This window comes from Angustibacter sp. McL0619 (assembly GCF_049994355.1).
Taxonomy (GTDB): Bacteria; Actinomycetota; Actinomycetes; order Actinomycetales; family Angustibacteraceae; genus Angustibacter.
This window is the reverse complement of sequence record NZ_CP188257.1, coordinates 4,614,633-4,626,871: the sequence shown is the minus strand read 5'-3', so window position 1 is coordinate 4,626,871 and position 12,239 is coordinate 4,614,633. Positions and strand designations below refer to the sequence as shown.

At 71.3% G+C, this 12,239-nt stretch carries 15 protein-coding genes, 1 tRNA gene and 1 other RNA gene; 7 read left to right on the top strand and 10 right to left on the bottom strand.

What is annotated here, in order from left to right:
* Positions 1-24 precede the first annotated feature (24 nt).
* On the top strand, positions 25-837 hold the full coding sequence (locus tag ACPPVT_RS21750; protein ID WP_426564019.1) for an LLM class flavin-dependent oxidoreductase: 813 nt from the start codon (positions 25-27) through the stop codon (positions 835-837).
* A 259-nt stretch (positions 838-1,096) separates the two neighbouring features.
* The gene (locus tag ACPPVT_RS21745) at positions 1,097-1,300 is read left to right on the top strand and encodes a cold-shock protein (protein WP_345715926.1); all 204 of its coding nucleotides are present in this window, start codon (positions 1,097-1,099) and stop codon (positions 1,298-1,300) included.
* 67 nt (positions 1,301-1,367) lie between these two features.
* Here ACPPVT_RS21745 and ACPPVT_RS21740 read toward each other — a convergent pair whose 3' ends face one another.
* From ACPPVT_RS21740 to ACPPVT_RS21710, 7 genes are all read right to left on the bottom strand, one after another.
* Complete coding sequence (locus tag ACPPVT_RS21740) at positions 1,368-1,988, bottom strand: L-threonylcarbamoyladenylate synthase (RefSeq protein ID WP_426564016.1); 621 nt, start codon at positions 1,986-1,988, stop codon at positions 1,368-1,370.
* Positions 1,989-2,007: 19 nt separating this feature from the next.
* Complete coding sequence (locus tag ACPPVT_RS21735; protein WP_426564014.1) at positions 2,008-2,433, bottom strand: VOC family protein; 426 nt, start codon at positions 2,431-2,433, stop codon at positions 2,008-2,010.
* Positions 2,430-2,900: a helix-turn-helix domain-containing protein gene (locus ACPPVT_RS21730; RefSeq protein WP_426564012.1), complete on the bottom strand. Its 471-nt coding sequence runs from the start codon at positions 2,898-2,900 to the stop codon at positions 2,430-2,432. The genes ACPPVT_RS21735 and ACPPVT_RS21730 overlap by 4 nt, the downstream gene beginning before the upstream one ends.
* Positions 2,897-3,619, bottom strand: coding sequence for a class I SAM-dependent methyltransferase (locus tag ACPPVT_RS21725; RefSeq protein ID WP_426564010.1), 723 nt, complete (start codon positions 3,617-3,619; stop codon positions 2,897-2,899). The genes ACPPVT_RS21730 and ACPPVT_RS21725 overlap by 4 nt, the downstream gene beginning before the upstream one ends.
* 49 nt (positions 3,620-3,668) lie before the next feature.
* Positions 3,669-4,292 carry a LytR C-terminal domain-containing protein gene (locus ACPPVT_RS21720; protein WP_426564008.1) on the bottom strand — a complete coding sequence of 208 codons (624 nt, stop codon included), beginning with the start codon at positions 4,290-4,292 and terminating at the stop codon, positions 3,669-3,671.
* An 11-nt stretch (positions 4,293-4,303) separates the two neighbouring features.
* Positions 4,304-4,603: a type II toxin-antitoxin system VapB family antitoxin gene (locus tag ACPPVT_RS21715; RefSeq protein ID WP_426564006.1), complete on the bottom strand. Its 300-nt coding sequence runs from the start codon at positions 4,601-4,603 to the stop codon at positions 4,304-4,306.
* Positions 4,604-4,716: 113 nt separating this feature from the next.
* Positions 4,717-4,805, bottom strand: a tRNA-Ser gene (locus tag ACPPVT_RS21710).
* 64 nt (positions 4,806-4,869) lie between these two features.
* Between ACPPVT_RS21710 and ffs the strand changes: the two genes are divergently transcribed.
* An RNA gene (gene ffs / locus ACPPVT_RS21705) (signal recognition particle sRNA small type) lies at positions 4,870-4,966 on the top strand.
* A gap of 3 nt (positions 4,967-4,969) precedes the next feature.
* On the opposite strand, the gene ACPPVT_RS21700 is transcribed toward ffs, so the two are convergent.
* The 3 genes from ACPPVT_RS21700 to ACPPVT_RS21690 are packed head-to-tail and all read right to left on the bottom strand — an operon-like array spanning position 4,970 to position 7,788.
* Positions 4,970-5,746 (bottom strand): glucose 1-dehydrogenase, encoded by a 777-nt coding sequence (locus ACPPVT_RS21700; RefSeq protein ID WP_426564004.1) that lies wholly within the window; start codon positions 5,744-5,746, stop codon positions 4,970-4,972.
* A 3-nt stretch (positions 5,747-5,749) separates the two neighbouring features.
* Positions 5,750-7,270, bottom strand: coding sequence for a GntP family permease (locus ACPPVT_RS21695; RefSeq protein ID WP_426564002.1), 1,521 nt, complete (start codon positions 7,268-7,270; stop codon positions 5,750-5,752).
* The gene (locus ACPPVT_RS21690; RefSeq protein ID WP_426564000.1) at positions 7,267-7,788 is read right to left on the bottom strand and encodes a gluconokinase; all 522 of its coding nucleotides are present in this window, start codon (positions 7,786-7,788) and stop codon (positions 7,267-7,269) included. The genes ACPPVT_RS21695 and ACPPVT_RS21690 overlap by 4 nt, the downstream gene beginning before the upstream one ends.
* A gap of 116 nt (positions 7,789-7,904) precedes the next feature.
* Between ACPPVT_RS21690 and ACPPVT_RS21685 the strand changes: the two genes are divergently transcribed.
* The 4 genes from ACPPVT_RS21685 to ACPPVT_RS21670 all read left to right on the top strand — a co-directional run bounded on the left by ACPPVT_RS21685 (position 7,905) and on the right by ACPPVT_RS21670 (position 12,223).
* Positions 7,905-10,031 (top strand): DNA polymerase III subunit gamma and tau, encoded by a 2,127-nt coding sequence (locus tag ACPPVT_RS21685; protein WP_426563998.1) that lies wholly within the window; start codon positions 7,905-7,907, stop codon positions 10,029-10,031.
* A gap of 143 nt (positions 10,032-10,174) precedes the next feature.
* Positions 10,175-10,774, top strand: a complete 600-nt coding sequence (gene recR / locus ACPPVT_RS21680) for a recombination mediator RecR (RefSeq protein ID WP_426563996.1) — start codon at positions 10,175-10,177, stop codon at positions 10,772-10,774.
* A complete protein-coding gene (locus ACPPVT_RS21675) occupies positions 10,767-11,375 on the top strand; it encodes a DUF5063 domain-containing protein (protein WP_426563995.1) in 609 nt (202 codons plus the stop codon). The genes recR and ACPPVT_RS21675 overlap by 8 nt, the downstream gene beginning before the upstream one ends.
* Positions 11,376-11,383: 8 nt before the next feature.
* Positions 11,384-12,223 carry an alpha/beta fold hydrolase gene (locus ACPPVT_RS21670; RefSeq protein ID WP_426563993.1) on the top strand — a complete coding sequence of 280 codons (840 nt, stop codon included), beginning with the start codon at positions 11,384-11,386 and terminating at the stop codon, positions 12,221-12,223.
* Positions 12,224-12,239: the final 16 nt, after the last annotated feature.

Sequence of the window (12,239 nt, the reverse complement as noted above, 5' to 3'; positions counted from 1 at the left end):
CAGCACCTGCCCCCGGAGGACACCATGAGCACACCGTTCCGCTTCGGTCTCGTCGGCGTCGCGCGCAGCCGCGATCAGTGGCTCGACCTCGCCCGACGGGTCGAGGGCCTCGGCTTCGACTCGCTGCTGGTCCCCGACAACCTGGACGGGGTCGCGCCGATGCTGGCCTGCACCGCCGCCGCGTCCGTGACGACGCGGCTGACGGTCGGACCCTACGTGCTCGCGACTCCGCTGAGGACGCCGGGCCTGGTCGCCGCCGAGGCCGCCGCACTCGATCTGCTCGCCGGGGGACGGGTCGAGGTGGGACTCGGCGCCGGACGTCCCGACTCGGCGGCCGAGGCGGCCCGGCTGGGCCTTCCGTTCGGCAGCCCGGGCGAGCGGATCGACGTCCTCGACCGCACCATCGCCGCCGTCCGGGACCGGGTGCCGTCCGCCCGGGTCACCGTGGCGGCGTCCGGACCGCGGATGCTCGCGTTGGCCGGACGCGCTGCGGATGTCGTGGCGTTGGGGGCTTCGCCGCTGGCCGACCAGGACGAGTACGCGCGGATGGCCGACGTGGTGCGGGGGGCCGCGGGCGACCGCGCCGACCAGGTCGTGCTCAACATGAACCTGACCTGCGTCGGGGACGAGCTGCCGCCGTGGCTGGCGCAGCGGATGGGGCTGACGATCGAGGCCCTGCGGTCGGCGAACGCGGCGGGCCTGCTGACCGGTTCTGCGGACAAGATGGCCCAGACGCTGGTGCGTCGCCGCGAGGCCACCGGGGTCTCCTACATCTGTGCGGGCTCAGACAACGCCGAGCGGCTCGCCCCGGTCGTCCGGCTGCTGCACGGCCAGTGAGTGGCCCACCGGCCGCCGACACCAAAAATTCCGAACATCGGACAACCGTCCGTTTCCCTTTCGGCCCCGTGTCGTGGGAGGCTGGTTGGGCTGCAGTTTCGATCTCTTTCGTTGATCGATGGTGTGGGCGGCGTATCTGCCCTCATCACCGATGTTCACAGGCACCCCCATGTAGCGGGTCTGCCTCCAACGTCTGGATGCATGACCAGCACCAGGTCGGCACAGTGCCGGCCGCAGGACGTCCCCTAAAGGAGACGACATGGCACAGGGTTCCGTGAAGTGGTTCAACGCTGAGAAGGGCTTCGGCTTCATTGCTCAGGACGGCGGCGGCGCCGACGTCTTCGTGCACTACTCGGCCATCCAGAGCGACGGTTACCGCTCGCTGGACGAGAACCAGCGCGTCGAGTTCGACATCACCCAGGGCCCCAAGGGCCCGCAGGCGGAGAACGTCACCGTCGCCTGATCGAGTCACTCGAACGAAGGCCCCCACCACGCGGTGGGGGCCTTCGTGCGTCCCGGGACGACGTCGGTCACTCGAACCGGGAGGGATCCCCAGCGCCGACCCGAACCACCTCGGGGTAACCGGCCGACCAGTCGACGACGGTGGTCGGCTCCATCCCGCAGTCGCCGGCGTCCACCACCGCGTCGACGACGTGGTCCAGCGCCTCCTTGATCTGCCAGCCGTCGGTCATCGGCTCCTCGGCGTCCGGCATCAGCAGCGTGCTGGACAGCAACGGCTCGCCCAGCTCGGCGAGCAGCGCGCGCACCACGACGTTGTCCGGGATGCGCGCGCCCACCGTCTTCTTCTTCGAGTGCGCCAGCCGTCGCGGCACCTCGTTGGTCGCCGGCAGGATGAACGTGTACGGCCCGGGGGTGGCCGCCTTGATCGCGCGGAACGCCGCGTTGCTCAACTGCACCAGGTGGCCGAACTGCGAGAAGTCGGCGCACACCAGCGTGAAGTGGTGCTTGTCGTCCAGGTTCCGGATCCGCCGGATCCGCTCGGCGCCGTCCGGCGAGTCGATCCGGCAGCCCAGGGCGTACGAGGAGTCGGTCGGGTAGGCGATCAGCGCGTCCTGGCGCAGCAGCTCGGTGACCTGGGAGATGGCCCGCGGCTGCGGGTTACGCGGGTGGACGTCGAAGTAGCGGGCCATCCCCCGAGCGTACGGCGGATCAGTCGAAGTCCTCCGGCGTGAACTCGCGCGGCTCGACCAGTACGAGCCAGTTGCCGGACACGTCGCGCATCACGGCCTCGACGCCGTACGGCCGCTCCGACGGCTCCTGCAGGAACGTGACCCCCTTGGCGCTGAGCTCCTCGAACGTCTTCTGGCAGTCGTCCACACGCAAGCCGACGCCGCCCTGCGAGCCCTTCTCCAGCTGGCCGCGCACGAACGCAGCGGCCTCGTCGTCCAGCGGCGGGCCGGGCGTCATCAGGGTGAGCTCGAGCTCCGGCTGGTTGGGGTGGTTGATGGTGACCCAGCGGAAGCCGCCCATGCTGACGTCGGTGTTGGCGACGAACCCCAGGACGTCGACGTAGAAGTCGCGGGCGGCGTCCTGGTCCAGGCAGTACACGGTGGCGAGGGAGACGTTGGTGATCATTCCTGCACGCTAGACGCCCCACCGGCGTCGGCGCTTCTCCCAGGTTGCGCGGTTCCGGCGAGGTCCAGCACACCGCGCATGAACAGATAGCACCCGGGCACGTGCGGACCGCCGTGGGCGGCCCACTGGTCGCGGTAGGCGGTCGGCGTCTGCCCGACCAGCTCGCGGAACCTGGCCGAGAACGAGCCGAGGCTGGCGAACCCGACGGCGGTGCACACCTCGGTGACCGTGAGGTTGGCGTGCCGCAGCAGGTCCTGCGCGCGCTCGATCCGTCGCCGGGTCAGGTACCGGATCGGCGTCTCGCCGAACGCCGCCGAGAACCGCCGCACGAAGTGGGACGGCGAGATGCCGGCCACCCGAGCCAGTCGGTCGACGTCCAGGGGTTCGGCGAAGTGCCGGTCGATGTGGTCGCGGGCCCGGCGCAGGTGCGGTAGCAGCGTCGACGTGCCACCACCGGGGGCGTTCACCGTCGTTCGGCGAGCACCGCATACCGCTCGTCGTCGACCGGCTTGCCCCACAGGTGCGGGTCGTCCAGGCATCGGGTCTCCAGGATGCTCAGCCGCGGGTCGAGCAGGTCGATGAGCTCCGCCTGGTGCAGGCCGGCCTGGGTGGACCAGAAGCCCTCGACCAGCAGCATGCGACCGCCGGGCACCAGCAGGTCGGTCCACCGGCCGAGGCTGGCCCGTGCGTCCGGCAGCGCCCACACGACATGGCGGGCGAGCACGACGTCGAAGGCGTCCGTCGGCAGTGCGGGGGCGCTCACGTCACCGACGTCGAACTGCACGGGAGCAACGCGGCGGCGGTTCTCCGGACATGATCGGATGGGGTTCAAGTGCCCTGGCGGGCGCGAAAGTGCATCCGGTCCTGTCGGCCGGGCCGGGACGCTCACTGACCCACCCGGTGTAGGCAGTCCCGCCGCGAGGCTCTTGGCCACGGCTCGCTCCAGCATCGCCGGCGACACGTCGACTCCCTGGACGTGGTGTCCATGGCCGGCCAGCAGCAGGGCGAGCGACCCGGTGCCGCAGCCCAGGTCGGCCGCTCTGGACGGCCCGTCCGGCACGCCAAGCAGCTCGACCAGCAGCCCGTCCCAGGCGGCGCGGGTGTCCGCGTCGCGCAGCCCATGGTCGGGTTCGTCGTCGAAGGTCGCCGCTTCGGCGTCCCAGATGGCTCGGGGGTCGGAGTTCATCGGACCATCCTGCCGGACTTCGTCGAGCCGACCATGCGGGCAGGCAGAGCTACCTGGCGGTCGCCTTCGCCTTGGCGGTTCGGGTCGCTTTGGCGGTGCTCGTGGGGGTGGCCGTCCCACTCGGTGTGACGGTGGGCGCCACCGTGCGGCAGGTCGGTGTCGGGTTCGGGGCGACCGTGGTCGCGCTGAGGGGCTTGAGCCCGGCGTACTTCGCACCGAGCACGAGGTCCACCATCGCGCTCTTGCGCTTGTCGTTGATCAGCTTCACGCCGGCCACGTGCGTCGCGACCAGGCGGGCGCCCTCGGCGCCTTTCGGGCCGAACCGGATCACCGCGGTGCCCTTGATCGTCTCCACTGCGGGGTCGTTGGAGTAGGTGCGGATCGCGAAGTGTCGAAGGCTCAGCGACGTCGCCGTCTTGGCCGCCAGGCCGTTGCGCTGGGTGGCGTTGTAGACGTTGACCACCACCTGCTCGGGCTTCAACGGCGGCTTGGTGACCGGGCAAGGGGGCAGCTTGGCCACGTCCACTGTCTCCGGACCGCCGATCGCGCCGGAGTACACGGCGTACCCGACCCCGCCGGCCGCCACCAGCAGCAGCAGGATGAGACCCAGGGTGATCTGCTGACGGTGCCGCTTGCGCAACCGCCACGAAGGGGCTTCCTCGATGTACCCCATCCGGCCCCCGGCTAGCCGTCTATCACCAGGACGCGGGCGTGTAGAACAGGGCGCTGCTGGAGGGCCGCGCGCAGGGCGCGGTGCAGGCCGTCCTCGAGGTACAGCACACCCTCGTAGTCCACGACGTGCGCGAACAGGTCGCCGTAGAAGGTCGAGTCCTCGGACAGCAGGGCGTCCAGGTCGAGGGTGCGCTTGGTCGTGACCAGCTCGTCCAGCCGCACCTGCCGCGGCGGGACGTCCGACCAGTCCTTGGGCGTGGTCAGCCCGTGGTCCGGGTACGGTCGCGAGTCGCCGACGGCCTTGAATATCACGCTCTGATCCTAGGGGCCAGGTTGTCTATGGAGCTTGTCGATCGTGTGAAAGGCCACCCGGCGCGCCGCCGGAACGCGCGAAGGGCCCGTGCTCGCGGCACGGGCCCTTCGGATGGCGGAGGATAGGGGATTTGAACCCCTGAGGGTGATTAACCCAACACGATTTCCAATCGTGCGCACTAGGCCACTATGCGAATCCTCCGTCGGAGAGGATACCGGAGCCGAAGGGGTGGCTCGGACCACGCCAACCACCTTGTACAGTTGTCGGCGACCCCTCGTGCGGCGTCACCCCGCTCAACTCCCCCAGGGCCGGAAGGCAGCAAGGGCAGGCAGGCTCTGTCGGGTGCGCGAGGGGTCGCTCGCGTCTCAGACCACCGCGGTGAGGCCGCCGTCGACCGTCAGCACCTGGCCGTTGACGAAGTCGGACGCGCGGCTGACCAGGAAGACGGCGGCCCCGACGAGGTCACCCGGCTGGCCCCACCGCCCGGCCGGCGTCCGCCCGCGGATCCACGCGTCGAACTCCGGGTCGCCGACCAGGGGAGCCGTCAGCTCGGTCTCGACGTAACCGGGCGCCAGCGCGTTGGCCTGGACGCCGGACGCCGCCCACTCCGCGCACATCACCTGGGTGAGCATGGCCAGCCCGGCCTTGCTCGCCGCGTAGGCGGACAGTCCTGGCCGGGCCAACGTGGTCTGCACCGAGCAGACGTTGAGGATCTTGCCCCGGCTGGCCCGGACCATCGCCGGCGCGACCTCGCGGGCCACCAGGTAGGCGCTGGTCAGGTTGGTGTCCAGCACGCGCTGCCAGTCCGCAGGCGCCAGCTCGGTGATCGGCTGCCGGTGCTGCACTCCCGCGTTGTTGACCAGGATCGTCGGATCGCCGGCCAGCTCACGCAGCTCGCGGAGCCCGCGCGCGACGTCCGCCTCGTCGGTCACGTCGAAGGCCACCGCGTGCACGGGGGTGCGCGCGACGTCCCTCAGTTCGTCGGCCGCAGCCTGCAGGCGGGCGTCGTCCCGGGCCGTGAGTAGCACGCTCGCGCCGGCCTCGGCCAGGCCGCGGGCCAGCACGGCGCCGATCCCGCGGCTCGAGCCGGTGACGAGGGCCGTCTCGCCGGTGAGGTCGAACAGCTCGCGGGTGTCGGTCACGGACTACACGACCAGCGACATCAGCATGACCAGGATGATGCCGGTCACCGAGATGATTGTCTCCATCACCGACCAGCTCTTGATGGTCTGCCCGACAGTGAGGCCGAAGTACTCCTTGACCAGCCAGAACCCGGCGTCGTTCACGTGGCTGAAGAACAGCGAGCCGCTACCGATCGCGAGGACCAGCAGGGACGTCTCGCCGGTCGACATCGACCCGGCCAGCGGCGCCATGATGCCGGCCGCGGTGATGGTCGCGACGGTGGCCGAGCCGGTGGCGAGGCGGATCAGCACGGCGACCACCCACGCCAGCAGCAGCGGCGAGATGCTGCTGCCGCCGATCGCGTCCCCGATGGCCCCGCCGATGCCGGTGTCCACCAGCACCTGCTTGAAACCGCCGCCGGCGGCCACGATGAGCAGCGGACCGGCGATCGGGGGCAGCGATGTCTCGAACGACTTGGAGAGCTGGTTCTTGTCCATGCCGGTGCCGACGCCGAGGGTGAAGATCGCGACGACCACCGCGAGCAGGAGGGCAACCAGAGGGGTACCGAGGAAGTCCAGCGTCTTGTAGGCGAGCGAGTTCTCGTCGAGCCAGATGTCCGAGACCGCCTTGCCGAGCATCAGCACCACGGGCAGCAGCACGGTGGCCAGGGTGACCGGGAAGCTGGGACGTCGTCCGGTGACGCTCTGCTGACGCGTGGGCGCGGCGTCGGTCGACCCCGTCGACTTCATCGAGTCCGTCGAGTGGGTCGAGTCGGTCGAGTCCGTGGAACCAGTCGAACCGGTCGGATGCATCGAGCTGGCCCGCGTCGGGTCACCGGCGCCCTGCGCGCCGACCGTCTCCTCGATGGCCGGGCCGGCGGCCATCACCGGCGCCCAGCGGGCGGCGATCGGCGCGAAGAGCGGTCCCGCGATGATCACGGTCGGGATGGCGATCAGCAGGCCGAGCGCCAGGGTGACGCCGAGGTCGGCCTTGAGCACGCCGATCGCGGCGAGCGGGCCGGGGTGCGGCGGGACGAAGCCGTGCAGCACCGAGAGGCCGGCCAGCGTCGGGATGGCGATCTTCATCAGCGGCTGACCTGAGCGTTGGGCCACCAGCAGGATGATCGGCACCAGCAGCACGAGCCCGATCTCGAAGAACATCGGCAGACCGATCAGGGCGCCGACGAGCGCCATCGCCCACGGCAGCGTGCGAGCGCTGGACCGGTCGACGATCGTGTCCACGATCTCCGCGGCGCCGCCGGAGTCGGCGAGCAGCTTGCCGAACATGGCGCCCAAGGCGATCAGGACGCCCACCGACGCGACGGTTGCTCCCACGCCGGCCGAGAAGCTGGTGACCCCCTTTGCCACCTCGGCACCGGCGAGCGCCGCGGTCAGCAGGGACCCGATGGTCAGCGCGAGGAACGGGTGCACCTTCAGCCAGGTGATCAGCACGACGATGACGGCGATGCCGATCAGCGCGGCGGCGAACAGCTGGCCGGAACTGGCGTCGCTGATCGGGTCCGCGGTCCAGAACGCGGTGCTCACGAGGGGCCTCCAGAGGGCGTGAGTGCGGCGAGGAACTGGTCGACGATCTGGTCGACCGGGTCGGACAGGTCGGCGGTGACGCCGGGCTCGTCGTCCTCGAGGGGTTCGAGGGTCGCGAGCTGGGAGGCGAGCATCTCGACCTTGAAGAAGTGCTCGGGCCGCTCGCGCATGCGGGTGGCGATGACGTCGGGGTCTCCGGCGAGGTGCAGGAACCGGACCCGCGGGGCGGCGGCGCGCAGCACGTCCCGGTAGGCGCGGTGCAGCGCCGAGCAGCTCACCACCCCGCCGGTGGAGTCGTGCTCGGCCAGCCACCGCCCGATGGCGGCCAGCCACGGTGCCCGGTCGTCGTCGTCCAGCGGGTGGCCGGCGGCCATCTTGTCGATGTTGGCCTGCGGGTGGAACGAGTCGGCGTCCCGGTAGTCCAGCCCGAGGCGCGCGGCGAGCGCTTCCCCGATGGTGGTTTTGCCGGTGCCGGACACGCCCATCACGACCGCCAGCGGCGGGTTCGTCGCATCCATGGGGGCTCCTCGGCTCGGCTGGGTCATCGGGTGGGGTGGTCACGACCAACCTGGCCCAGAGCACTGAAGCCGGCAACCGCAGCGGGCCTGTCGGGACGGCGGGCTAGGGTCATCTCGTGTCGACCGCCCTCTACCGCCGCTACCGCCCTGAGACGTTCGCCGACGTCATCGGCCAGGACCACGTCACCGAGCCACTGAGCCAGGCGCTGCGGACGGGCCGGGTCAACCACGCGTACCTGTTCAGCGGCCCGCGTGGGTGCGGCAAGACGACGTCCGCGCGGATCCTTGCGCGCTGCCTGAACTGCGAGCAGGGCCCGACCGACGTCCCCTGCGGTGAGTGCGACTCGTGCGTCGGGCTGGCCCGTGGCGGTGCCGGCACGGTGGACGTGATCGAGATCGACGCGGCCAGCCACGGCGGCGTCGACGACGCCCGCGAGCTGCGTGAGAAGGCAGCCTTCGGCCCCGCGGTCAGCCGGTTCAAGATCTACATCATCGACGAGGCGCACATGGTGACCTCGGCGGGCTTCAACGCGCTGCTCAAGGTGGTCGAGGAGCCACCGCCGCACGTGAAGTTCATCTTCGCCACGACCGAGCCGGAGAAGGTCATCGGCACCATCCGCTCGCGCACCCACCACTACCCGTTCCGGCTGGTGCCGCCGGCCAGGCTGCAGGACTACCTCGCCGAGCTCTGCGGGCGCGAGGGCGTCGAGGTGGCCAAGGGTGTACTGCCGCTCGTCGTCCGGGCCGGCGGTGGGTCGGTGCGCGACTCGCTTTCGGTGCTGGACCAGCTCATCGCGGGGTCCAGCGACGAGGGTGTGACCTACGAGCGGGCGATCTCGCTGCTCGGCTACACCGACGCGACGCTGCTGGACGCCGTGGTGGACGCCTTCGCCGCCGGTGACGCGGCGACGGTGTTCAAGGTGGTCGACCGCGTGGTGGAGTCCGGCCACGAGCCGCGCCGGTTCGTCGAGGACGTGCTCGAGCGGCTGCGCGACCTGCTCGTGGTCAGCGCTGTGCCCGAGGGTGCCGGCTCGATCCTGCGCGGGCTGCCCCAGGACCAGCTCGACCGGATGCGCGACCAGGCCGTCCGGTTCGGCAGCTCGCAGCTCTCCCGCGCCGCCGACGTCGTGAACAACGGGCTGACCGAGCTCACCGGCGCGACCGCCCCGCGGCTGCAGCTCGAACTGCTGTGCGCGCGGGTGCTGCTACCGGCCGCGGACGGTGAGGCCGGGTACGGCGCCCGGCTGGACCGGATCGAGCGGCGACTCTCGGTGGCTGCGCCTGCTGCTGCCGCATCTGCTGCCGGGCCAGCGGCCCCGCCCGAGTCCGAGACCGAGTCCGCGACGGTTACCGAGTCCGCCGTGGCGCAGAGCCCGCCAGAGCCAGAGCCGGTGGTTGAGCGGACGCCGCGGCCGGCTCCCGCCGAGCAGCCCGCCGCAGCGGCCCCGGCGGCGCCGGTGCAAGGGGAGCCTGCGGCGTCCGGTTCGCTGGACGTCGAGGCGATCCGACACGCCTGGCCAGACGTCGCCACCCGGCTCTTCGGCATGAAGAAGGTCACGTTCATGCTGGTCAAGGACGCGCAGGTGCTGGCGTTCGACGGGCGCAAGGTGACCCTGGGGATCGCGTCCGAGGGGGCTGCCGCGAACTTCCGGGCCGGTGCCCACGGCGACTTCGTCCGGCAGGCGCTGATCGAGGTTCTTGCCCTGGACGCACAGGTCGACGCGGTGCACGGCGACTCGGTGCCGAGCACGCCGGGCGCTCGCGGTGGGTTCGCCGGCTCGGCCGGCCCGCCGGCGTCCACCCCGGCCGCGTCGCCCCCGACGACTTCCGCACCGCCACCGGCCGCGACGACGTCTTCCGGCTCGGGGTCAAGCGCGACGTCCGGATCGACGTCCGGATCGGACGGCTGGGACGCCCCTGCGGCGGCCGACCGCGAGCCCGAACCGGAGCCTGAACCAGCGCCCGAACCAGCGCCCGAACCAGCGCCCGAACCAGCGCCCGAACTGGCGCCCGAACCGGCGCCTGCACCAGCGCCAGCGCCCGAATCTGCGCGGGCGATCTCACGTCGTGAGGCGGCCACTCAGGCGGCGGCGCAGTACCGCCGTCCTGAGCGCTCAACGGTCACGCTCGCCGACGACGTCCCCAGCGAGGACGACGAGGACGCTGCCGACAGCGACCTGGTCGGCCGCCCGGTCGTCGAGCGGCTGCTCGGTGGCACCGTGATCGACGAGACGGACGCCTGAGGCCTGACCACCCGTGTGATCACCGCGTTCTGTTGGTGATGGCAGCCAGACCGAGGTGATCATTTGGGTGGTCACCAGGTCCGCTGTGCTGGCTGGCGCGGCGGCCGGGCAGAGCGTCAGCGGGAGGACGTAGGCTCTCGGTTGTGTATGAGGGCGCCGTCCAGGATCTGATCGACGAGCTCGGGCGGTTGCCCGGGGTCGGGCCGAAGAGCGCCCAGCGCATCGCGTTCCACCTGCTCGCGGCCGACCCGGTCGACGTCCGTCGGCTGGTGCACGCGCTGACCGAGGTCAAGGACAAGGTCCGCTTCTGCCTGACCTGCGGAAACGTCTCTGAGGCCGAGTTGTGCAGGATCTGCCGCGACACGCGCCGCGACCCGACCGTGCTGTGCGTGGTCGAGGAGCCCAAGGACGTCGTCGCGATCGAGAAGACCCGCGAGTTCCGCGGGCGGTACCACGTCCTGGGTGGCGCGATCAGCCCGATCGACGGCATCGGGCCGGACGACCTGCGCACAAAAGAGCTCATGACGCGACTGGCCGACGGCGAGGTCACCGAGGTGATCATCGCGACCGACCCGAACCTCGAGGGCGAGGCCACCGCGACCTACCTGGCCCGGCTGCTGCGCCCGATGGGGCTGCGGGTGACCCGGATCGCGTCGGGGTTGCCGGTCGGCGGTGACCTGGAGTATGCCGATGAGGTCACACTGGGACGAGCTTTCGAGGGACGGAGACTGCTCGATGTCTGACACACCCGTGGGCGGCGCCTACGCCGCGAGCGAGCACGTGGAGAACGAGCGTGGCGAGCTGACCCGGCTGGCGGCCGACACGGCGATCGACGTCCGCGCCTTCCTCGAGGCCACGACCACGGTCGCCAGCGGCACCAGCCCGGACGTCGCGCTGCCGATCGTGCTCCTCGCCGTCAGCCAGGTCCTGGTTGCCGGCGCCCGCCTGGGCGCGATCGGCGACGTGGTCCCGACCGAGCGGTTCGAGCCCGACTCAGGCCCCGAGCCGGACGTAGACCCGCTGCACGGCGCGCTGTCCAACGTGCTGACCGGGCTGGACGACTACGCCGACGTCGTCGACCCGATCGTGTCCGGCGAGGTCGTGCACGGTTCGCTGTCCGGCGACCTGGCCACGATCGCCTCGGACCTGTCCCACGGCCTGCGTCACTTCGAGGCCGGCCGGGTCGATGAGGCGCTGTGGTGGTGGCAGTTCTCGTACCTGTCGAGCTGGGGCACCCGCGCGGCGAGCGCGCTGCGCGTCGTCCAGTCGATCCTGGCGCACCTGAGGCTGGACGCCGACGAGGAGCTCGTCGCCGACGCCGAGTTCGACGCACTGCACCCCTGAGCTCCTCGATGACCAGCGAGCACGACGTCCGACTGGACGACGCTCGCACGCTGCACGCCTACGACACCGGTGATCCCGGCGACGACCGGCTCGCCGTGTTCTGGCACCACGGCACCCCGAACATCGGCGCGCCACCTCGACCACTGTTCGCCGCGGCCGACCGGCTGGGGCTGCGCTGGGTGTCCTACGACCGGCCCGGGTACGGCGGGTCGACCCGACGTCCGGGGCGGGACATGGCCACCGCGGCGGCGGACGTCGGACGCGTCGCCGACGCCCTCGGCGTCGACCGGTTCGCCGTGGTGGGCCACTCCGGCGGCAGCTCGCACGCCCTGGCGTGCGCCGCGTCGCTCGGCGACCGCGTAGTTGGCGCGGTCAGCATGGCCGGGCTGGCGCCGTTCGACGCCGACGGGCTCGACTGGTTCGCCGGCATGATCGCGTCGGGGAAGGCATCGCTCGGCGCCGCGGCTGCCGGGCGCGAGTCGAAGGAGGCCTACGAGACCTCCGGGGTCGACTACGACCCCGAGTTCACCGCCGCTGACCTGGCGAGCCTCGAGGGGGAGTGGTCGTGGCTGGGCAGCGTGGTCGGGCCGGCGGTTGAAAGCGGTCCGTGGGGTCTGGTGGACGACGACCTCGCGTACGTGAGCTCCTGGCGGTGCGACCCCGCCGACATCGCCACACCGACGCTGCTCCTGCACGGCGGCCAGGACGGGATCGTCCCGAGCGCGCACAGCGAGTGGCTGGCCACCCGGATCCCTGGCGCCGAGCTGCGGCTGTTGCCCGGCGACGGTCACATCTCGGTGCTGGACCACGCGGTCGGCGCGCTGGAGTGGTTGCGGGACAACGCCTAGCGAGCGGCCAGCGTGA